This window comes from Arthrobacter crystallopoietes BAB-32, from assembly GCF_000328305.2.
In the GTDB taxonomy this organism is placed as follows: Bacteria; Actinomycetota; Actinomycetes; order Actinomycetales; family Micrococcaceae; genus Crystallibacter; species Crystallibacter crystallopoietes_A.
The window spans coordinates 1-21,089 of the sequence record NZ_ANPE02000204.1; the positions used below are offsets into that span (position 1 = coordinate 1).

A 21,089-nucleotide genomic window follows, 5' to 3' on the forward strand; every position below is an offset into this window, starting at 1 on the left:
GCACGCCGTCGTTATGGCCGGGTAAGGGTCAGCGCACGCCGGCCAGCTCGCGGTCGGCGGCAGGCGCTGCCGCGGCAGGCGCCTCCTCCGCCGGCTGGCCGTGGCCTGCCTCCATGGTCTGCTCATCGAAGGGCAGCCGGCGCTCCAGCACCTCGTCGACGCGTGCCCGGTCGATTTCCTTGGTCCAGGTCCCGATCAGCACGGTGGCCACGGCGTTGCCGGTGAAGTTGGTCAGCGCCCGGGCTTCGGACATGAAGCGGTCGATGCCGACGATCAGGCCAACGCCGTCCACCAGGTCCGGCCGGTGGGACTGCAGGCCGCCGGCCAGCGTGGCCAGGCCGGCTCCGGTCACTCCGGCGGCGCCCTTGGAGGCGATGATCATGAAGACCAGCAGGGAGATCTGCTCGCCGAGCTCCAGCGGCGTGCCCAGTGCGGTGGCGACGAACAGGGCGGCCATGGTCAGGTAGATGGCGGTGCCGTCCAGGTTGAAGGAGTAGCCGGTCGGCACGGTGACGCCGACGACGGGCTTCGACACGCCCAGGTGCTCCATCTTGGCGATCAGCCGCGGCAGGGCGGCCTCGGAGGAGGACGTGGAGAAGATCAGCAGGTACTCCCGGCCGAGGTAGCGCATCAGCTTGAAGATGTTGACCCCGGTGCACAGTTTCAGCATCAGGCCCAGGACGACGGCGATGAACAGGATGCAGGTGATGTAGAAGCCGATCATCAGCGTGGCCATGCTGATGATGGCCTGCACGCCGGTAGCGCCGACCACAGCGGCGATGGCACCGAAGGCACCGATGGGCGCGAGCCACATGACCATAATCAGGATGCGGAAGACCAGCGCCTGGATGTGGCTGATCCCGCGCAGGATCGGCTGGCCGGCCGGGCCCATCTTCTGGAGGGCGAAGCCGACGATGAGGGCTACGAAGAGCGTCTGGAGGATGTTGCCCTCGGTCAGGGAGGACAGCAGCGTGGTCGGGATGATGCCCAGCAGGAAGTCCACGGTGCCGTGGCTCTCGGTCGCTTCGGTCTCGTAGCTGGTGCCCTGGATGTCCAGCCCCTCGCCGGGGTGGATGATGTTGCCGACCACGAGGCCGAGGCCCAGCGCGAAGGTCGACATGACCATGAAGTAGAGCAATGCGAGCCCGCCCACCTTACCGACGGTGGCGGCCTTGGCGATGGAGCCGACGCCCAGCACGATGGTGCAGAAGATGACCGGCGCGATCATCATCTTGATCAGGCCGATGAAGGCGGTGCCGACAGGCTTCAGTGCCTGGCCGGCGTCCGGTGCCACCAGTCCGACGACGGCGCCGAGCACCACGGCTGCGATGACGGCGATGTAGAGGAAGTGGGTTCTGTCCTTCTTCGGCTTCGAATCAGCCTTGGGGACCTGCGTGGTCGATGCCAATGGTTTACTCCTTGAAGGGATGGGCCGCGCGGACCGGCGGCAGCTTCGTCGAGCACCATCTTGCTTGCCGGGGTGACCGGCATCACTATTGCGTTCATACTGTTCGCACCCGGCGGCTTGCCGGGACGGAACCTCACGCTGCGGCACGGGGCGGTGAAAGGAGAACCTTGAAGAACTGGAGCCTGGCGACGCGGATCCTCGTCGGCCAGCTGGTGTTCCTCCTGCTGCTGACGGCGGCAGTCTCCACCCTGTTGTTCCTCGATGCGCGGGAACAGAACTACCAGCGCGCGGCCCAGCGGATGACTTCCATCGGGGTCGCGATCGCCGACAGCCCCTTTGTGCTGGAGGCCATCGGCTCGGCGGATCCGACGGCGGAACTCCAGCCGTATGCCGAAAAGGTCCGGCGGGATGCCGGCGTCGACTTCATCACCATCATGGCGCCGGACCGCACCCGCTACACGCATCCCAATCCCGCCGAAATCGGCGGCGCCTACATCGGCAGCATCGACCAGGCGCTGGCCGGAGAGCCGGAAACCGAAGTCTTCGCCGGCACGCTCGGGCCCTCCATCCGCGCTATCGTGCCGGTGAAGGACGAGTCCGGGACCGTACGCGCGATGGTCGCGGCCGGGGTCACGGTCTCCAACGTCTCGGTCGCGCTCAATGCGCGGCTGCCTTTCGTCTTCTTCGTGGCCCTGGCCGTGATGGCCGCCTCCTCGCTGGCATCGTGGCTGCTCAGCCGCTACCTCAACCGGGTGACGCTGGGCTGGGGACCGGCCCAGCTCTCCCGGATCTTCGTGTTCTACGAGACCGTGCTGCACTCCGTGCGGGAAGGAATGCTCCTGGTGGACACCCAAGGCCGGCTGGTCCTCTACAACGACCAGGCCGCACGGATGCTGGGCCTGCCGCTGCGCAGCCCCGGCGACCCGGCCCCGGCCGTCGCCTCGCTCGGGATCCCGCCGGCATTGAAGGACCTGCTGCTGCAGGGCCAAGCGGTCCAGGACGAGGTGCTCGTTACGGACCAGCACGTGTTGCTGGTCAGCCAGGACCCCGCGGCTCCGCGCAGCAGCAGCGCGGGCGGCCGGACCCGCGCAGCCGTCGGCTTTCCGGCGCTGGGCAGCGTCGCGGTACTGCGCGACCGCACCGAGGTGCAGTACCTGACGGGCGAACTGGAATCGATGCGGACGTTGCGGGATGCGCTCCGGGCCCAGACGCACGAGCATTCCAACCGGCTGCATACGATCGTCTCGCTCATCGAGCTGGGCCGGCACCGCGAGGCCCTCGAGTTCGCCTCCCGCGACCTGCAGCAGTCTCCAGCAGCTGACCGACGACGTGGTCAACGCCATCGACGAACCGTTCATCACGGCCCTCCTCGTCGGCAAGGCGGCGCAGGCCAACGAACGCGGCATCGAACTGCACATCACGGCCAGCCCCGCCGTCGGTGGGTGGACGCAGCCGCCTCCGGGCAGTCCGGGCATGGATCCGGAAGCGCTCGTCACCATCGTCGGGAACCTTTTGGACAACGCTTTCGACGCCGTATCCTCCTGCGAGCGCAAGGAGGTCTCCATCGATTTCCTCACCACGGCGGACCGGCTCTGGATCCAGGTCCACGACAGCGGCCCGGGGCTGCCGGACGGCGAGCGCGAGCGGATTTTCGCCCTCGGCTTCAGTTCGAAGGCCGGCGGCGGGACCCAGCGCGGCGTCGGCTTGGCGCTGGTGAGGCTGGCGGTTACTAGAATGGGCGGGGACTTGACCGTGGACAATGATGAAGGGGCGGTGTTTACCGTGTCGCTGCCGCTGGCCCGCCCTGTTTCCCCTGCCTCCGGTGACCGGGACGGCCTGCGTGGCTGAGCCGATCCGCGTCCTCGTCGTCGAGGACGAATCCGTGGCCGCGGCCGCCCACGCCGAATACGTCCGCCGGATCGACGGTTTCGAGCTGGCCGGGGTCGCTTCAACAGGCTCCGAAGCGCTGGCCGTCCTGGGACTGTCCAGCGGGCCGGCGGCAGGCCAGCCCGCCAAGGTCGACCTGGTGCTGCTGGACATGAACCTGCCGGACCTGCACGGGCTGGACGTGCTGCGCCGCATCCGCGGTTCCGGAGCAGGCGTCGAGGTCATTGCCGTGACCGCCGTCCGCGAGCTGCCGATCGTGCGCAAGGCGATCTCGTCTGGCATCGCGCTGTACCTGATCAAGCCGTTCACGTTCGCGGCCTTCAGCGAGAAGCTCCACCACTACCGGCAGTTTCGGGACAGCCTCACCCAGCACGGCAGCGCCACCACGCAGGCCGCCGTGGACAGCGCCTTCGCGAAGCTGCGGGCTCCGTCCCCGGCGGTCCTGCCCAAGGGCCTGAGCGAGGAGACGCTCAACAGCGTCGTCGAACTGCTCAAGTCCCGCCGGACCCCGGTCTCGGCCGTCGAAGTCACCGCCGAGACCGGCATGTCCCGGGTCACCGCGCGCCGCTACCTGGAGCACTTGGCCGAGCAAAACGCGGCCGTACGCACGCCGCGCTACGGCACCCGCGGTCGGCCGGAGTTCGAGTACAGCTGGCGCCGGGACTGACCGTCCGGGCCGTCAGGAGCGCATGGTCCGCACCAGCTCGTCGATGACCGACGCGTCCTCGATGGTTGACGGGACGACGTACTCCTCCCCGTCCGCAATCTGGCGCATGGTCTTGCGCAGCACCTTGCCGGAGCGGGTCTTCGGCAGCGCCGCCACCACGCGCACTTCCTTGAAGTCGGCCACCGGTCCGATCTGCTCGCGGACCAGGGCGACAAGTTCCTGCTGCAGGACGTCCGGGCTGATCCCGGCGCCGGCCTTCAGCACTACGTAGCCGCTGGGCCGCTGGCCCTTGAGCCGGTCGGCCACGCCGACCACGGCGCACTCGGCCACGGCCGGATGCTTCGCCACCACCTGTTCCATGGCTCCGGTGGAGAGCCGGTGCCCGGAAACGTTGATGACGTCGTCGGTGCGCCCCATCACGAAAAGGTAGCCGTCGCCGTCGAAATAGCCGGAGTCGCCGGTGGCGTAGCAGCCCTCAAAGGTCTGCAGGTAGGACTCGACGAAGCGGCGGTCGTTGCCCCAGAGCGTGGCCAGCGTTCCCGGCGGCAGGGGCAGCCGGATGACGATGTTGCCTTCCGTCCCCGCCGGTACGGGCCGACCTGCCCCGTCCACGATCTCCACCCGGTAGCCCGGCACCGGGACAGTCGGAGAACCGGCCTTGACCGGCAACGGCTCCAGCCCCATCGGGTTCGCCGCGATGGCCCAGCCCGTCTCGGTCTGCCACCAGTGGTCGATCACCGGCACGGCCAGCGCGGCGGCAATCCAGTCGTACGTTTCCGGGTCCAGCCGCTCCCCTGCCGCGAACAGCGTCCGCAGGCTGGAGCGGTCGTACCCGTCCAGCAGCCCGGCGTCCGGGTCGGCCTTGCGGATGGCCCGCAGGGCGGTCGGCGCGGTGAACAGGACATTGACCTTGTGGTCCTGCACTACCCGCCAGAACGCTCCCGCATCCGGCGTGCCCACCGGTTTGCCCTCGTAGAGCACCGTGGTGGCTCCGGCCAGCAGCGGACCATACACGATGTAGGAGTGGCCGACGACCCAGCCGACGTCGGAAGCCGTCCACATCACGTCGCCGGGGCCTACGTTGTAGATGTTCTTCATCGACCAGGCCAGCGCGACCGCATGCGAACCGTTGTCCCGCACGACGCCCTTGGGCGCACCCGTGGTGCCGGAGGTATAGAGGATGTAGAGCGGATCCGTTGCCTTCACGGGTACGGCGGCGACGGGCTGGGCCGAGGCGGCCAGCCGGTCCCAGTCATGCCAGGCGGTGGCCCCGCCATCGAAGTCCTCCACTCCGTGCCCGAAGCCGTCGCGGGCCTTGACGACGACGTTGGGCACCTTGTGCCCGGCCGTGCGGATGGCTTCGTCCACCGCCGGCAGGTACTCCACGCGGCGGGACGGCTCGAGCCCGCCGGAAGCGGTGACGACCACTGCCGGGGTGGCATCGTCGATCCTGGCAGCCAGCTCCCGCGCGGCGAACCCGCCGAAGACCACGGAGTGCACCGCACCCAGGCGTGCCGCGGCCAGCATCGCCATGGCCGCTTCCGGAATCATGGGCATGTAGATGATGACCCGGTCCCCCGCCCGGACACCGAGGCCGCGCAGTACGCCGGCAAAGCGCTCGACCTCGGCCAGCAGCTCGCGATAGCTGTACCGGCGCTGCGTGCCGAGCATGGCGGAATCGTAGACCAAGGCGGTTTGGTCTCCCCTGCCGGCAGCCACATGCCGGTCCAGCGCATTCACGCTCGTGTTGAGCTCTCCGTCCGGGAACCAACGGTAGATCGGGGCGCGGGCCCCATCCAGCGCGTGCCGGGGAAACCCGGTCCATTCGATGGCACCGGCAGCCTCCAGCCAAAACTTTTCCGGATCGGCCAGGCTTGCTTCGTAGGTCGTGCGGTAGCTGGCTTCCATAGGTTCCCCTCAGGCAGTTGGCCAAACAGTGTGACGTAGCTCATCCTAGCTGGGCGGGGCGCCCGCCAGTCAAGGGCTATGTATACAGAAACCGTGAAACCACCAGCAGTCGGCCGGAAATCCCTTGACTCTCTCACTCTTCTGTATACAATCGAGACATGGGCAAGCGAATGAACCACCCCGCGGCGAAGGAAGCGCCGATGCGGGCCGGCGAGCGCGCTTACTGGGCCCTCCGGGAGGACATCGTCGAGTGGCGCCTGCCACCGGGCACCGTCCTCGGTGAGGTCGAACAGGCCGAGCGGCTTGGCGTCTCGCGGACTCCGCTGCGCGAAGCACTGGGCCGGCTCACGGCTGAAGGACTGACCGCACCGCACAGCGGCCGCGGGGTCGTCGTCGCCGCGATCTCGCTGGAGAACATCACCGAAATCTTCGAACTCCGCTCGGCGCTCGAATGCCAGGCAGCCTCGCTCGCGGCACGCCGCGGAGATCCCGCCGTCTTTGCCCGGCTGCAGTCGGAGTTCTCTTCGGCGGCGGAGCTGCTGGGCCGGAACGACCCCGGCCGGCACGACTACTACGAACTGGTGTCCCGGCTGGACAGCTCGATCGACCAAGCCATCGGCAACCCCTACCTGCTGCAGGCGCTGAAGAACCTCCGCGTGCATCTGGTGAGGATCCGCCGCCTGGCCAAAGACAACCCGCTGCGCCTGCTGGCCGCGGCCACCGAGCATGCCAACATCGCCGGTGCCATCGCCTCCGGCGACAGCCAGCTCGCCGCCGCAGCCACCGCGGTCCACCTCCACCAGAGCCTTGAACATCTCAAATCCACCCAGCAGTCATCCGAGAGGACAGCTTCATGACCGTCAACCACAAAGTCCGCGTCTACCGCAGCGAAGAAAACCTGCCGCGCGAAGACCAGCTTGCCTACAAGATCGCCAAAGTCGCCGTCGACCCGGTCGAGGTCGACAGTGAGGTAACCAACATGGTCATCAACCGGATCATCGACAACGCCTCGGTGGCCATCGCTTCGCTGAACCGCGGCCCCATCGTGTCAGCCCGCGCCCAGGCGCTGAGCCACCCGGTTTCGGCCAACGGCCAGGGCGCCGGCATCTTCGGCATCGCGGAAAAGTCGTCGCCGGAGTGGGCGGCCTGGGCCAACGGCGTCGCGGTCCGCGAACTGGACTACCACGACACCTTCCTTGCGGCGGACTACTCCCACCCCGGGGACAACATCCCGCCGATCCTGGCCGTCGCCCAGCACACCGGCGCCAGCGGCCGCGACCTGATCCGCGGCCTGGCCACCGGCTATGAGATCCAGGTCGATCTCGTCAAGGCCATCTGCCTGCACAAGCACAAGATCGACCACGTGGCCCACCTCGGCCCGTCCGCCGCCGCCGGCATCGGCACCCTGCTGAACCTCGACGTCGAAACCATCTTCCAGGCCGTGGGGCAGGCACTGCATACGACGACGGCCACCCGCCAGTCCCGCAAGGGCGAGATTTCCACGTGGAAGGCGCACGCCCCCGCGTTCGCCGGGAAAATGGCGGTGGAGGCCGTGGACCGGGCGATGCGGGGCCAAACCTCGCCGGTACCGATCTACGAAGGCGAAGACGGCGTGATCGCCTGGCTGCTGGACGGGCCGGATGCTTCCTATGAGGTGCCCCTGCCGGGAGACGGCGAGGCCAAGCGCGCCATCCTGGATACCTACACCAAGGAACACTCGGCGGAGTACCAGGCCCAGGCCTGGATCGACCTGGCCCGCAAGCTGAACCGCGAGCACCCGGAAGCCACGGATCCGCAGAACGTCGCCAGCATCCTGATCAAGACGTCGCACCACACGCATTACGTGATCGGCTCGGGCGCCAACGACCCGCAGAAGTACGACCCGACTGCCTCCCGCGAAACGCTGGACCACTCAATCCCGTACATCTTCACGGTAGCCCTCCAGGACGGCGCGTGGCACCACGTGGATTCCTACGCACCGGAACGTGCCGCCCGTCCGGACACCGTCGCCCTCTGGCACAAGGTCACCACGGAAGAGGACCCGGAGTGGACCCGGCGGTACCACTCCCTGGACATCCAGGAGAAGGCCTTCGGCGGTTCGGTCGAGATCACCCTGGCGGACGGCACCGTCATCCGCGACGAGATCGCCGTCGCCGACGCCCACCCGCTCGGCGCACGCCCGTTCGCCCGCGAACAGTACATCAACAAGCTGCGCACGCTGGCGGCCGGCCTGGTGGAAGACGCCGAGATCGACCGGTTCCTGGCCGCCGTCGAACGCCTCCCCGAACTCGCCGCAGGCGAGCTGGACCAGCTCAACATCACCGCCGCACCGGGCGTCATCAACCTGGCCGCGGGCCCGAAGGGACTGTTCTAGATGCTGTACTCAACGACTACGCCGCAGCAAAAGCGCGCCGCCCTGCGCGCCGCGCTGGCCTCCGGCACCATCCAGCAGTTCCCTGGCGCGTTCAACCCGCTCTCGGCCCGGCTGATCCAGGAAAAAGGCTTCGGCGGCGTCTACATCTCCGGCGCCGTCCTGGCCAACGACCTCGGCCTGCCGGACATCGGCCTGACCACCCTGACCGAAGTCGCCACCCGCGCCGGCCAGATCGCCCGCATGACCGACCTGCCCGCCCTGGTGGATGCGGACACCGGCTTCGGCGAACCCATGAACGTAGCCCGCACCATCCAGGAACTGGAGAACGCCGGGCTGGCCGGCTGCCACATCGAAGACCAGTTCAACCCCAAGCGCTGCGGCCACCTCGACGGCAAGAACGTCGTCGACCTGGACACCGCCACCAAGCGCATCCGCGCCGCAGCCGACGCCCGCCGCGACCCCAACTTCCTGATCATGGCCCGCACCGACATCCGCGCAGTCGACGGACTGGAAGCCGCCCAGGACCGCGCCCGGGCACTCGTCGACGCCGGCGCCGACGCCATCTTCCCGGAAGCCATGCGCACCCTGGAAGAATTCAAGGCCATCCGCGACGCCGTCGACGTACCGATCCTGGCCAACATGACCGAGTTCGGCAAGAGCGACCTGTTCACGGTCGACGAACTGGCCTCGGTCGGCGTGAACCTGGTCATCTACCCGGTCACCCTGCTGCGCAGCGCCATGGGCGCCGCAGAACGCACGCTGGAAACCATCAACGCCAACGGCACCCAGGAAAAAGAAGTGGGCAACATGCTCACACGTGCACGATTGTACGAATTGGTGGATTATGAAGCTTATAACCACTTCGATACGTCTGTCTTCAATTTCCAGGTTCCCGGACAACACCAATCGCAGACGAAGGAGTCGCTATGACTACCCAAACAGCAACCGAAGTACCGGAGATCCACAAGGGACTTGCCGGCGTCGTCGTTGACACTACGCGCATCTCCAAGGTGAACCCGGAAACCAATTCGCTGCTCTATCGCGGCTACCCCGTGCAGGAACTGGCCGCGCAGTGCAGCTTCGAAGAGGTGGCCTACCTGCTCTGGCACGGCGAGTTGCCCACTGCTGCGGAGCTGGCGGAGTTCACCGCGCATGAACGCGCAGGCCGGGCCTTGGATCCGGTCGTGAAGTCCGTGATCGATTCGCTGCCGCTCAGCGCGCACCCGATGGATGTGTGCCGGACGGCCGCCAGCGTCATCGGTGCCCGGCACCCGCAGGCCGAGGATTCCTCGCCGGAGGCGAACCTGGCCAAGTCCAAGGACCTCTTCGCCGCGTTCCCGGCAGTGGTGGCCTACGACCAGCGCCGGCGCCGGGGGCAGGAGCTGGTGGAGCCGCGGGAGGACCTGGGCTATTCGGCGAACTTCCTCTACATGACCTTCGGCGAAGAGGCAGCACCGGACGTGGTCGACGCATTCAACGTCTCGATGATCCTCTACGCGGAGCACTCGTTCAACGCTTCGACCTTCACCGCCCGGGTGATCACCTCCACGCTGGCCGACCTGCACTCGGCGGTCACCGGAGCCATCGGGGCGCTCAAGGGCCCGCTGCACGGCGGCGCCAACGAAGCGGTCATGCACACCTTCGAGGAGATCGGCACAGAGGGACCGGACATCACCGGGCGTGCCAAGACGTGGCTGGATGACGCCCTTGCGAGCAAGAAGAAGATCATGGGCTTCGGCCACCGCGTCTACAAGAAGGGCGATTCACGCGTCCCGACGATGAAGGCCGCGCTGGACAAGATGATCGCGCACTACGACCGCCCGGATCTGGCCGAGCTGTACACGGCGCTGGAATCCGCCATGGCCGAGAAGAAGAACATCAAGCCGAACCTCGACTACCCGGCGGGCCCGACCTACCACCTGATGGGCTTCGACACGCCGACCTTCACACCGCTGTTCGTGTGCGCCCGGATCACCGGCTGGACCGCGCACATCATGGAGCAGCTGGAGGCCAATTCGCTGATCCGTCCGCTGAGCGAATACAACGGTCCGGAGCAGCGCTCCCTGTAGCGCCCCGGATCAGTCCAGCGGCACCGCGGCCCGGACCGTCGCGTTGTCCTCGTTGAGGATAATGCGCAGGTTCGGGCCGTGGCCGTCAAGTGCCAGCGGCAGCCAGGTGCCGGCGTCATGCCACATCAGCTGCAGCGGCAGTGCGTCCACCCGGTACCACTGCGGGATGATCTCGTCGGATTCGGCCGGATCGCCCTCCCAGGTGCGGGTGGTGAAGAGCAGGGTGTCCATGTTCAACTGGGGCCGGAACGGGAAGTCGAACAGGATCCTCCCGGCCGGCACCAGCGATTCCGCCCGGACCACCATGCCGGTTTCTTCGTAGACTTCGCGGCAGGCCGCCTCGGCCGCCTCCTCGCCCGGCTCCAGCTTCCCGCCGACACCAACCACCTTGCCCGTGCCGAAGCCGGTCTTCTTGTGCCCGAGCAGCACGGAGCGCACGCCGGCGTCCTCGCGCAGCAGGAAACAGAGGGCAACCCGGATCGGCTCCATGAAGCGAGTCTAGCCCCGGGCGCCGCTAGCCCAGCGCCCTGGGGTGCGCCGCCGCATACACTTCGCGGAGGGTGTCGGCCGTCACCAGGGTGTAGACCTGGGTCGTGGTGACCGAAGCGTGGCCGAGCAGTTCCTGGACCACGCGGACGTCGGCGCCGCCTTCCAGCAGATGCGTCGCGAAGGAATGCCGGAGCGTGTGCGGGGAGACATCGCGCTCGATGCCGGCCTGCTCCGCCGCGGTTTTCAGAATTGTCCAGGCACTTTGGCGGCTGAGCCTTCCGCCCCGCGCGTTGAGGAACAGTGCCGGCGTGCCGCGGCCCTTGGCCGCCAGCGCCGGACGGGCCCGGACGAGGTAGCTGCCCACAGCCTCCGCGCCGTAGGAGCCCAGCGGCACCACTCGTTCGTTGGAGCCTTTGCCAAAAAGGCGTACGACGGCGGTCCCCTCCGCCGCGTCGAGGGCGGCTACGTCGTCCACATCGAGTCCAACTGCTTCGCTGATCCGGGCTCCGGTCGAATAGAGAAACTCCAGCAGCGCGCGGTCCCGCAGGCCTGTGGCGGTTTCGGTGTTCACGGACTCGAGGATCCGGGTCACCTCGCCCACCGTGATCGCCTTCGGCAGCCGCTTGCCCGGCATCGGAGGATGCACATCCATCGCAGGGTCGGCGCCGGTGATGCCCTCGAGCAGCCAGAATTTGTGCAGCCCGCGTACGGCCACAATGGTGCGGGCGGCGGAGCGCACGCTCAGCGCCGATGCCCCGTCCGATCCGTCGGACAGGGCCTGGGCGAAAGCGGTGACATCGTGGCGGGTGATCTGCTCCGGAGCCTCGATCTGCCGTTGGGCCAGGAAGTGCAGGTAGCGCTTCAGGTCCCGCCGGTAGGCCGCCAGCGTGTTGACGGCCAGGCCGCGTTCGACCGCCATGTGCTGCAGGTAGCCGGACGCGGCCCGGCCTACGGCAGTGGCGCTGAATTCATCGGCCGCGGCGGCCGGAGCGGTTGCCGCCATGGATCACCGGCCGGCTTCCGCTGCCGTCCGGTGGCTCCGCTGGCTGGGATGCTCGGGCCATGGCGCGTCCCCCGGCCGCAAGCCCGTGAAGCCGGAGCGTGCGGCGTGGGCCGCGGCCAGGATGCCGGCTACTGCCGAAGGGTTGTGCACCCGCCCCTCCATGACGGCAGCTGCCGCTTCCTCCAGATCCACCCAGAGGTGCTCGATTTCGGCTTCTTCTTCCGTGCGGGTGTGCCGCTGGTCCTCGGGCACCTCTGCGATTTCCCGCGCCAGGTAGATGCGGATGGCCTCGCTCGAGGATCCCGGTGAGTTGAAGAAGTCAACCAGCACGTCCCAGCGTCCTGCCGTCAGGTCCGCCTCTTCGGCCAGTTCCCGTGCGGCGGCGGCGACGAAGTCCTCGCCCTCAATGTCCAGCAGTCCGGCCGGGACCTCCCACAGCGACATTCCGGCCGGCTGCCGGTACTGCTTGAGCAGCAGCACCCGGCCCTGGTCGTCCAGCGCCACGATGGCGACCGCCCCGGGATGGGAGATGTAGTCGCGTACCAGCACGTCGCCGTCGTCCCCGGTCAGGCTGAATGTGTCGCTGACGACGTTCCAGATCCGGCCCTCGTAGAGGGTCTTCGACTCGATCAGGCGGCGCGGATCGTGCTCGTCGGCAAAGCCCCGGCCGGCGGCCATGCTACGCGCCGGCCTTCTGGCCGTGGTCCAGCGCCGCGGCGACCAGGCCGGCGAAGAGCGGGTGCGGCCGGGTCGGGCGCGAGCTCAGTTCCGGGTGCGCCTGGGTGGACACATAGTAGGGATGGACCTTGCGCGGCAGTTCGACGAACTCCACCAGCTTGCCGTCCGGGGACGTGCCGGAAAAGACCAGGCCGGCCGCCTCCAGCTCGCCGCGGTACTTGTTGTTGACCTCGTAGCGGTGGCGGTGCCGCTCGGCAACCTTGGTGGCGCCGTAGGTCTCGGCCACCACGGAGCCGCCCTTGAGCGCAGCGTCATAGAGTCCCAGGCGCATGGTGCCGCCCAGGTCGCCCTTGCCTTCCACGATCTCCAGCTGCTCTTCCATCGTGGCAATCACCGGGAACTTGGTGTCCGGGTCGAACTCGGTGGAGGAAGCGCCTTCCAGCCCAACCACGTTCCGGGCATACTCCATGACCATGGACTGCAGGCCCAGGCAGAGGCCGAGGGTGGGCAGCTTCCGCTCACGCGCGAACTTCAGGGCCCCGAGCTTGCCTTCAAGGCCGCGGATGCCGAAGCCGCCGGGCACGCAGACCGCGTTGACCCCTGCCAGCGAACGGGCCGCGCCTTCCTCTGTCGCACAGTCGTCCGAGGGGACCCAGCGGATCCGGACCTTGGTCTGGTTGGCGAAGCCGCCGGCGCGCAGTGCCTCGGTGACGGACAGGTAGGCGTCCGGCAGGTCGATGTACTTGCCGACCAGCGCGATCTCGATCTCGTGCTTGGGATTGTGGACGGCCTCGAGCAGGCGGTCCCACTTGGTCCAGTTGACGTCCTTGAACTTCAGGTCAAGGTGCTGGACGATGTACGCGTCCAGCATCTGGGCGTGCAGCGTCTTCGGGATGTCGTAGATGCTCGGCGCGTCCGGGCAGCTGATGACAGCATCCGGATCCACGTCGCACATTCGCCCGATCTTGTCCCGCATGGCCAGCGGGATGTCGCGGTCGGAACGGATCACGATGGCATCGGGCTGGATGCCGATGGACCTCAGCGCGGCCACGGAATGCTGGGTCGGCTTGGTCTTCAGTTCCTGCGACGGGCCGATGTAGGGCACCAGGGAGACGTGCAGGAAGAAGACGTTGTTGCGGCCGACGTCCTGGCGGACCTGGCGGGCGGCTTCGAGGAACGGCTGGGATTCGATGTCCCCGACGGTGCCGCCGATTTCGGTGATGATCACGTCCGGGGCCTTCTTCCCGTCCGCGGGCAGGCGCATCCGGCGCTTGATCTCGTCGGTGATGTGCGGAATGACCTGCACGGTGTCGCCGAGGTACTCGCCGCGGCGCTCCTTCGCAATCACGGTTGAGTAGACTTGGCCGGTCGTGACATTGGCCGAGCCGTCCAGGTTCTCGTCCAGGAACCGCTCGTAGTGTCCGATGTCCAGGTCCGTCTCGGCGCCGTCGTCCGTGACGAAGACCTCGCCGTGCTGGAACGGATTCATGGTGCCCGGATCCACATTCAGGTAAGGATCGAGCTTCTGCATGGTGACGGAAAGGCCGCGTGCCCGGAGCAGGTGACCGAGGCTGGAAGCCGTCAGTCCCTTCCCGAGGGACGACGCCACGCCGCCGGTGACGAAGATATGCTTGGTCGTCTTGGACGACTTGGAAAACCGGGAATTAGTTCGCTGCACCACGGAGTTCGAGCCTATCACCTTTCCTTGGCCCCTTCGATCAGTTCCTGGGCATGCGCCCGGGCGAGTTCGGATTCCTCCTGGCCGGCGAGCATGCGCGCCAGCTCGGTCACCCGCTCCTCCTCCGAGAGCAGGCGCACATCGCTGGCGGTCACGCCGTCGTCCTTGGCCGTGGCCTTGGTGGAGGACTTGAACACACGGATGTGGTTGTCGGCGAACGCCGCCACCTGGGGCAGGTGGGTAACCACAATGACTTGGACGTAGCGGGCCAGCATGGCCAGCCGGCGGCCGATTTCGACGGCCGCCTTGCCGCCCACGCCGGAGTCGACTTCATCGAAGACGAACGTCGGCACCGGGTCCACCGCGGCCAGCACCACTTCAATGGCCAGCATGACGCGCGAAAGCTCGCCGCCGGAGGCGCCCTTGCCCAGCGGACGCGCGGGCGCGCCGGGGTGCGGGCGGAGCAGGAACGCGATGGTGTCCGCGCCGTACGGCCCCAATTCGCCGGCCGGCTCGATGTCGATCTGCAGCTTGGCGTCCGGCATGGCCAGGGCGCTCAGCTCCTGGCCGACCTTCTTGGCCAGCTCCGCCGCGGCCTTGGTCCGCACCCCTGTGATGGTCCCGGACAGCGACGCCAGCTCGGCATCCAGCGAGGCCAGCTCGGCTTCCAGCGACTCGATCCTGGTCGAATCATCCGTCAGTTCATCCAGCCGCGAGCGGGCAACGGCGGCCCATTCAAGCACCTCGTCGATGGTTGGAGCGTACTTGCGCACCAGGACGGCCAGGTCAGCCCGCCGCGCCTCGAGTTCAGCCAAGCGCTCCGGACCCTCGCTGTCCAGCGCGGCGCTGTAGCTGGCCAGCTCCGCGGCGACGTCGGCGATGATGTAGCCGACCTCGGCCAGCCGTCCGGCTGACTTTGCGAGCTCGGGATCGTCTTCCTGGACCTGTTCGAGCGTCCGCTTGGCGGTGTCCACCAGCGACGTCGCGTCCCCGCTTTCGGTGAACTCCTCGGCCACCAGCGCCTGGTGGGCCAGCTGGGCGGCGGCGCGCAGCTGTTCCACGTTGGCGAGCTTGGTCGCTTCTGCCTTCAGCGCCTCGTCCTCGCCCGGCTGCGGGTCGATCCGGTCGATCTCCTCCAGCGCGAGCTGCAGTGCCTCAGCCTCGCGCAAGCGTTCCCGCGCCTCGGTGCGCAGCGTCTGCAGCTCCCGCGCCGCCTCCCGCCAGCGGCCGTAGGCCTTCCGGTAGGCGGCCAGCGGCTTGGCCAGCTTGTTGCCGGCAAACTTGTCCAGCGCCTCGCGCTGCGCGGCCTGGCTCTTCAGCCGCAGCTGGTCGGACTGGCCGTGCACCACCACCAGCTGCTCGCCGATCTCGGCCAGCGTGCCGACCGGCGCGGACCGCCCGCCGACATGCGCCCGGCTGCGGCCGTCGGCGTTCACGGTACGGACCAGCATAAGTTCCGCTTCGCCGTCGTACTCCTCAATGGCCGCTCCCGCCTCCGCGGCACGTGCCAGTGCCGGACTCTCCGGAACCAGCCGGACGACGGCCTCGGCGACCGCGGACCGTGCCCCGGTGCGCACGGCGCCGGCGTCGGACCGCGCACCGAGCAGCATGCCCAGCGCGGTCACCACCATGGTCTTGCCGGCGCCGGTCTCGCCGGTGACCACCGAGAGCCCCTTCCCCAGCGGCAGCGTGGCGTCGGTGATGACGCCCAGGTTGCTGATGCGGATTTCCTCGATCATGGTCTGCCCTCCCCTTCCGGCGGGACATGGTGTGGTTCAACAGTTCTGACAGTGGGCAGCGACGCGGTGAGCGGCTGCGCGTCTTCCGCCCGGACCGGACCGCGCCAGCCCTGCGTGGGCAGTTCGAACTTGCGCACCAGCCGCTCCGCGAAGGGTGTTCTCCGGGTGCGGGCCAGCCGGACCGGCTTCTCCGAACGGGTGACTTCCACGCGTGATCCCGGCGGCAGGTCAAGGCTGCGTCGCCCGTCACACCAGAGCACACCGTTGGCGTCCGTGCGGTTCAGGACCTCGACAGCCATCACCGAGTCGGGCGCCACCACCAGCGGCTTCGCAAACAGGGCGTGGGCGCTAATCGGCACCATCAGCAGCGCTTCGACCTCCGGCCACACCACCGGTCCCCCGGCGGAGAAGCCGTACGCGGTGGAACCGGTCGGAGTGGCCATCACCACGCCGTCGCAGCCGAAGGTGCTGATGGGCAGCGCGTCCACCTCGACGACGACCTCAATCATGCGCTGGCGATCGGCTTTTTCCACCGTCGCCTCGTTCAGCGCCCAAGTGTGCCCGATTTTCCGCTTCTCCAGCCAGACCTGGACGTCGATGGTCATGCGCTCTTCGACCGTGTAGTCCCGGTCCACCACCCAGTGCACGGTCTGCGCCAGGTCTGCCCGCTCGCTCTCGGCCAGGAAGCCGACATGGCCCAGGTTCACGCCGAGCAGCGGGACGTCCGACTCGCGCACCAGTTCGGCGGAACGCAAGATCGTTCCGTCGCCGCCCAGCACCATGCCCAGATCGATGTCCTCCAGCGAAACGCCCTCGCCGAGGATCTCCACCGGTGCTGCCAGGTCCCCGTAGATCTGCCGGCAGTGCTCGGCTTCGTTGCGGCGCAGCACCGGCACCAGCCCGGAGGAGTGCAATTGCGCACAGGTTTCCTGGGCGGCAGCCATAGCGTCCTTTCGGCCGGTATGCGCCAGGACCAGAATTTTCCTGCTCATGCTGTCCCTCCCGATAATTCGTGCGGTGGTTCGTGTCCGGCGGCCGGATACAGCGCCAGCGCCTGGTGGACGGCGGCATCAAGTTCATCTCCGATCCTAGGCGCCCGCTCTGACAGCGGGACCTTGATCCACAGGAAGAACTCGACATTCCCGTCCTGGCCCGGCAGCGGGCTGCGCGCGATGCCCTCGACCTGGAGCCCCTCGACCAGCGCCGAACGGATCACCTGCTCCACCGCGCGGCGCCTTTCCTGTTCGGAACTAACGACGCCGGTGCTCGCCAGGGCTTCGCGGCCCACCTCGAACTGGGGCTTGACCATGAGGAGCATGTCGCCGCCGGGTTCCGTCGCGCGGCTCAGCGGCCCCATCACCAGGGTCAGCGAGATGAAGGACAAGTCAGCGACCGTCAGGGCAGCCTGCCCGCCGATCGCGGCTGGCTCGAGGTAGCGGACGTTGAGCCCCTCGAACACGTGGACCCGGCCGTCGTCGCGCAGCCGCTGGACCAGCTGCCCGTGGCCCACATCCACGGCGGCGACTTCGCGGGCTCCCGCACGCAGCAGTACCTCGGTGAATCCGCCGGTCGAGGCGCCGGCGTCGAGGCAGCGGAGCCCGGCCGGGTTCACCTCGGGGAAGGCCTGCAGCGCCCCGGCCAGCTTGTGCCCGGCCCGGCTGACGTAGTCAGGTCCCGGTCCCGCGTCGACGCTCAGTTGGTCCCCGGGCGTAACTGGCGCCGAGGCCTTGGTCAGGACGGTCCCGCCGCGGCTTACAAGGCCGGCGGCAATGAGTTTGGCGGCATGGGTCCGCGAACGGGCCAGCCCACGGCTGACGAGTTCCTGGTCGAGTCGGCTCATGCTGGCTCAGTCGGCTCCGGCATCCAGGTCGGCCATCAGTTCGTCGTGGATTCGTTCAAACACCGCGGCCTGTTCCGCGGCCGGGAGGCCGCGCAGCTGTGGCAGATCGCCGATGATTGCGTCCACGTCAGCGTCCGATGTCGCCAGCACCTCCCGCGGCCACTGCACTTCCGCCAACGGTCCTGCGCCGCCGCCGCTCTGCGGCCCGGTTGCATGCTGGTCCATAGCGGTGCGGGAACTCCTTACACTTGGTCATCGAGCCGCAGCTCGCTCTGTTCAGTCTAGCCGCGCGCGGTGTTCGATCGCGGGAACAGCCGGTGCCTCCGTGTCCGGAACGGCGGTCCACCAGGCGGCACACGCGGCCCGCCACAGGTCGAGCCCTGTTCCGCCGGCGAGGCGGAGCACATCCCCACAGACCTCGGCAGCTGCAGTACCGCAACGGAAAACGTCCCCCTCCCGCAGCGTCTCAGGGTACGGCTCGTACAGGGCTGCCAGTCCCGGCAGCAGATACCGCGGCCGTTCGGCGGTGCGCGCCGCGAGAACGTTTTCCACTGTATCGACACCGGTTAGTACGACGGCGGTATCCATGCCTGCGTTGTTCCCGCCCAGGATGTCTGTGTCGAGCCGGTCGCCCACCACCAGGGGCGTCGAGGCTCCGAGCTGGTCGGCCGCGGTGCGGAACAGCGGCGCCTCGGGCTTGCCGGCCACCAACGGCTGGGCGCCCGTGGCTGCGCTGACCGCTGCCACCAGCGAGCCGTTGCCCGGCGCGATGCCTTCGGCCCGCGGAATTGTCAGGTCCGTATTCGTCGCCACCCAGACAGCGCCGGCCGCCACCGCATAGGATGCTTCAGCCAGGTCGGTCCAGCCGATCAGCGGATCGAAGCCCTGGATGACTGCCGCAGGCTGCTCCTTGGCCGAATCGACCGTCACGAACCCGCGCTCCTGCACCTCGCGGGTCAGAGTAGCGCTGCCCGCGACCAGCACCTTGGCACCCGCCGGTACATGACGGGCCAGCAGTTCGGCCCCGGCTCGCGCCGATCCGAAAACCTGCTCGGCTGCAGCGGGAGCGCCCAGTTCCCGCAGGTGGGCGGCAACCTGCTCGGGTGAGCGCGAGGCGTTGTTCGTGATGTAGCCCAGGGAGACACCGGCGGCTTCCAGCGCCTCCAGGGCTTCGGTTGCACCCTCGATGGCGCCCGCGCCGGCGTAGACCACGCCGTCGAGATCGCACAGAAGGGCGTCGTAACGGGAGATCAGAGGCTCAGTCATCGGACGCGGGCGTGCCCTTGCTCGGTTCTTCCTGCACTTCATTGGAGCCGGCTGACTCAGCCGTAGGCTCGCCGGCAACCAGTCCGGACTCGGCAGCAGCTGCTTCGCCGGATTCCGACAGGTCAGCTTCCTCGGCGGTAGCTTCCATCTCAGCCGGCTGCCCCTCGTCCGGCTGCTCCTCGCCCGGCTGCTCCGTATTCGCAGGAAGCGCCCTGTCAGCGTGGCGCGACGGACGCGGCGGCTTCTCGGGCACCTCGTCCTCGCCCAAGTCGATGATCTCCGGCTCTGCAAAGTCACCGACACCCAGCGCGTTCTCTGCCACACGTGCCTGCCTGCGCCAGTCGTCGGCCTCCGCGCCCCTGCCGACAGCCTGCAACGCGTCCGCGTAGGCACGGAACAACCGCGGACTGAACGAAAACGCGCGGTTCCGGTCCAGCTGGGGGATCTCCAGCGCCGACACCGCAGCCTCATTCTGTCCCAAGTCCGCGCGGGCACCGGAGACCACGATGGCCAATTCGACCTTGCCAGCAGCATCCAGCTCGGCAGCGTCTTCCGACTTCGCCATTTCCAGTGCGCGTTCGGGGCGGCCGAGACCGCGTTCGCAGTCAACCATGACCGGCAGATGCACGTTGGAGCCGCTGATCCGCCGGAATGTGCGGAATTCCCGCAGCGCTTCACCGTAGTGCCCGGCGCTATAAGCCGTCAGCCCCACAGCCTCCCGGACTGGTGCCATACGGCCGCCGCGCCTGCTGGCTGCCAGGGCATGCTGGAAGGCCAGCTCCGGCTCGTCATCCAGCAGCCGCGCCGCCATGACCAGATGTTTGGCGACCCATTCAGCACTCTTGGATTCCAATGTGCGCAACTGCGCCCGGACTGACCGGTCCAGCTCCTGCCCGGTGACGTCATCGTCGATCTGCGGCGACCTCGGCCGGTCTGCCCGGTTGGCACTGCGCAGGTCCTGCCGCTGGTCGGCTCCGGCATGCCCTACGGCACGCTCCGAGTCCCGCTGTCCATGCCCACGTTCTTCCCTGCGGGGCTGCGAACCGGGGCCACCGCGGCGTCCCTCACCATCACGAGAGCCTTCAGCCCGACCCCGGAACCTGTCGTCGCCCCGGCGGCCGCCTCCGGCTTCGGGGCGCTCCTGCCGGCGCCCGTAACCGCCCTCACGACTGCGGCCCTCACCCGAGGATTCATCCCGCCGGCTGTAGCCGCCTTCACGGCGGGGGCCCTTTTCGCCACCTTGGTAGCGGGGCTTGAAGTCGTCGCCGCTGCGACGTCCATCAGCTGGCCTCCGGTCCTCGGACGTGCGGCGGCCGTAACCACCTTCACGGCGGCGACCCTCGCCACTTTCGCTGCGCCCGCCGTAACCGCCCTCGCGGCGCCGCCCCTCAACACCTTCGCTGCGCCCGCCATAACCACCCTCACGGCGCCGACCCTCGCCGGCCTCACGGTCGAAGCGCGGACGGTCGTAGTCACGCCGCGGCCCGCGCTGGCCGAAGCCGCCTTCCTGCCGGTCCTCGCGGGGCCCCTCGTTGCGCTGGCCCCGGGCCCGGTAGCCGCGCGGCTCACCGCCGGAGTTGCTCGTACCGCGGAATGGGCCACCCTGGCCTCCGCGGCTTCCGCCACCCGACTTGCGCGGGCCGGATCCCTGCCCGCCGCGGCCTCCCGCGCCACGGCCGCTGAAACCGCCCCGGCCGGCACCGCCCTTATCGTTCCGTCCATCATGAGCACGGAATTCAGCCATGCCGGAGCTCCTCTCAGTGCGGCCGGAAATTCCTGGTAGCCGGCGGCCGCCGTACGCTGTTTATCTGGTGGTTTGTTTGGTCAGGGAACCAAAGAATCGGCGAATAATGCGCCGTCCCTATTCTAATCGGAAGGCGCACTGCAGCGGGCGCCTTGTGGAATTCGGGTCGTTGGAGGGCGGGGTTAAAGGGGTCAAGGGGCCCCGCCGTCGTTGGCGGTGCCCCTTGACCTGTGATGTTGTGTCCGGCGGTGACCTACTCTCCCACACCCTCCCGGGTGCAGTACCATCGGCGCTGCGGGTCTTAGCTTCCGGGTTCGGAATGGGACCGGGCGTTTCCCC

18 protein-coding genes, 1 rRNA gene and 2 pseudogenes are annotated in these 21,089 nt (G+C 68.2%); 8 read left to right on the top strand and 13 right to left on the bottom strand.

Annotation, left to right across the window (positions count from 1 at the left end; translation table 11 throughout):
- Positions 1-28 precede the first annotated feature (28 nt).
- Positions 29-1,408, bottom strand: a complete 1,380-nt coding sequence (locus D477_RS16250) for a C4-dicarboxylate transporter DctA (protein WP_005271971.1) — start codon at positions 1,406-1,408, stop codon at positions 29-31.
- Positions 1,409-1,707: 299 nt separating this feature from the next.
- Between D477_RS16250 and D477_RS23730 the strand changes: the two are divergent.
- From D477_RS23730 to D477_RS16260, 3 genes and pseudogenes are all read left to right on the top strand, one after another.
- Positions 1,708-2,274 (top strand): annotated as a pseudogene (locus D477_RS23730) (histidine kinase); the annotation flags it as partial.
- 607 nt (positions 2,275-2,881) lie between these two features.
- Positions 2,882-3,148: pseudogene (locus D477_RS23735) on the top strand (sensor histidine kinase); the annotation flags it as partial.
- 100 nt (positions 3,149-3,248) lie between these two features.
- Positions 3,249-3,962: a response regulator gene (locus tag D477_RS16260; protein WP_005271977.1), complete on the top strand. Its 714-nt coding sequence runs from the start codon at positions 3,249-3,251 to the stop codon at positions 3,960-3,962.
- Positions 3,963-3,974: 12 nt separating this feature from the next.
- Here the strand turns inward: D477_RS16260 and D477_RS16265 are convergent, their stop codons facing one another.
- A complete protein-coding gene (locus tag D477_RS16265; RefSeq protein WP_005271980.1) occupies positions 3,975-5,870 on the bottom strand; it encodes an acetate--CoA ligase in 1,896 nt (631 codons plus the stop codon).
- 200 nt (positions 5,871-6,070) lie between these two features.
- Between D477_RS16265 and D477_RS16270 the strand changes: the two genes are divergently transcribed.
- From D477_RS16270 to D477_RS16285, 4 genes are read left to right on the top strand one after another with little or no spacing between them, the layout of a single operon-like run.
- Positions 6,071-6,727, top strand: a complete 657-nt coding sequence (locus D477_RS16270) for a GntR family transcriptional regulator (protein WP_005271984.1) — start codon at positions 6,071-6,073, stop codon at positions 6,725-6,727.
- Entirely contained in the window at positions 6,724-8,244 is a 1,521-nt protein-coding gene (locus D477_RS16275; protein ID WP_005272000.1) for an MmgE/PrpD family protein, read from the top strand. The genes D477_RS16270 and D477_RS16275 overlap by 4 nt, the downstream gene beginning before the upstream one ends.
- Positions 8,245-9,174, top strand: coding sequence for a methylisocitrate lyase (gene prpB / locus D477_RS16280; protein WP_005272003.1), 930 nt, complete (start codon positions 8,245-8,247; stop codon positions 9,172-9,174).
- Positions 9,171-10,313 carry a bifunctional 2-methylcitrate synthase/citrate synthase gene (locus D477_RS16285; RefSeq protein ID WP_005272006.1) on the top strand — a complete coding sequence of 381 codons (1,143 nt, stop codon included), beginning with the start codon at positions 9,171-9,173 and terminating at the stop codon, positions 10,311-10,313. Before prpB ends, D477_RS16285 begins: the two co-directional genes overlap by 4 nt.
- Before the next feature lie 9 nt (positions 10,314-10,322).
- On the opposite strand, the gene D477_RS16290 is transcribed toward D477_RS16285, so the two are convergent.
- The 10 genes from D477_RS16290 to D477_RS16335 are packed head-to-tail and all read right to left on the bottom strand — an operon-like array spanning position 10,323 to position 19,817.
- Positions 10,323-10,802 (bottom strand): NUDIX domain-containing protein, encoded by a 480-nt coding sequence (locus D477_RS16290; protein ID WP_005272009.1) that lies wholly within the window; start codon positions 10,800-10,802, stop codon positions 10,323-10,325.
- A gap of 25 nt (positions 10,803-10,827) precedes the next feature.
- On the bottom strand, positions 10,828-11,805 hold the full coding sequence (xerD, locus tag D477_RS16295) for a site-specific tyrosine recombinase XerD (protein ID WP_005272012.1): 978 nt from the start codon (positions 11,803-11,805) through the stop codon (positions 10,828-10,830).
- Positions 11,806-11,808: 3 nt separating this feature from the next.
- On the bottom strand, positions 11,809-12,483 hold the full coding sequence (locus D477_RS16300; RefSeq protein WP_005272015.1) for an NUDIX domain-containing protein: 675 nt from the start codon (positions 12,481-12,483) through the stop codon (positions 11,809-11,811).
- A gap of 1 nt (position 12,484) precedes the next feature.
- Positions 12,485-14,182 carry a CTP synthase gene (locus D477_RS16305; protein ID WP_005272019.1) on the bottom strand — a complete coding sequence of 566 codons (1,698 nt, stop codon included), beginning with the start codon at positions 14,180-14,182 and terminating at the stop codon, positions 12,485-12,487.
- Positions 14,179-15,900 carry a DNA repair protein RecN gene (gene recN, locus D477_RS16310; protein WP_005272021.1) on the bottom strand — a complete coding sequence of 574 codons (1,722 nt, stop codon included), beginning with the start codon at positions 15,898-15,900 and terminating at the stop codon, positions 14,179-14,181. Before recN ends, D477_RS16305 begins: the two co-directional genes overlap by 4 nt.
- Positions 15,897-16,892, bottom strand: coding sequence for an NAD kinase (locus tag D477_RS16315; protein WP_005272023.1), 996 nt, complete (start codon positions 16,890-16,892; stop codon positions 15,897-15,899). Before D477_RS16315 ends, recN begins: the two co-directional genes overlap by 4 nt.
- Complete coding sequence (locus D477_RS16320; protein WP_005272026.1) at positions 16,889-17,740, bottom strand: TlyA family RNA methyltransferase; 852 nt, start codon at positions 17,738-17,740, stop codon at positions 16,889-16,891. The genes D477_RS16315 and D477_RS16320 overlap by 4 nt, the downstream gene beginning before the upstream one ends.
- A gap of 6 nt (positions 17,741-17,746) precedes the next feature.
- On the bottom strand, positions 17,747-17,965 hold the full coding sequence (locus tag D477_RS16325) for a hypothetical protein (RefSeq protein ID WP_005272029.1): 219 nt from the start codon (positions 17,963-17,965) through the stop codon (positions 17,747-17,749).
- A 51-nt stretch (positions 17,966-18,016) separates the two neighbouring features.
- Positions 18,017-19,006: an HAD-IIA family hydrolase gene (locus D477_RS16330; protein ID WP_005272032.1), complete on the bottom strand. Its 990-nt coding sequence runs from the start codon at positions 19,004-19,006 to the stop codon at positions 18,017-18,019.
- Complete coding sequence (locus D477_RS16335) at positions 18,999-19,817, bottom strand: hypothetical protein (protein WP_052510823.1); 819 nt, start codon at positions 19,815-19,817, stop codon at positions 18,999-19,001. The genes D477_RS16330 and D477_RS16335 overlap by 8 nt, the downstream gene beginning before the upstream one ends.
- Positions 19,818-20,018: 201 nt before the next feature.
- Here D477_RS16335 and D477_RS22795 point away from each other — a divergent pair, with 201 nt between their 5' ends.
- Entirely contained in the window at positions 20,019-20,789 is a 771-nt protein-coding gene (locus D477_RS22795) for a hypothetical protein (RefSeq protein WP_190273581.1), read from the top strand.
- A gap of 201 nt (positions 20,790-20,990) precedes the next feature.
- Here D477_RS22795 and rrf read toward each other — a convergent pair.
- Positions 20,991-21,089 (bottom strand): 5S ribosomal RNA (rrf, locus tag D477_RS21345); the annotation flags it as partial.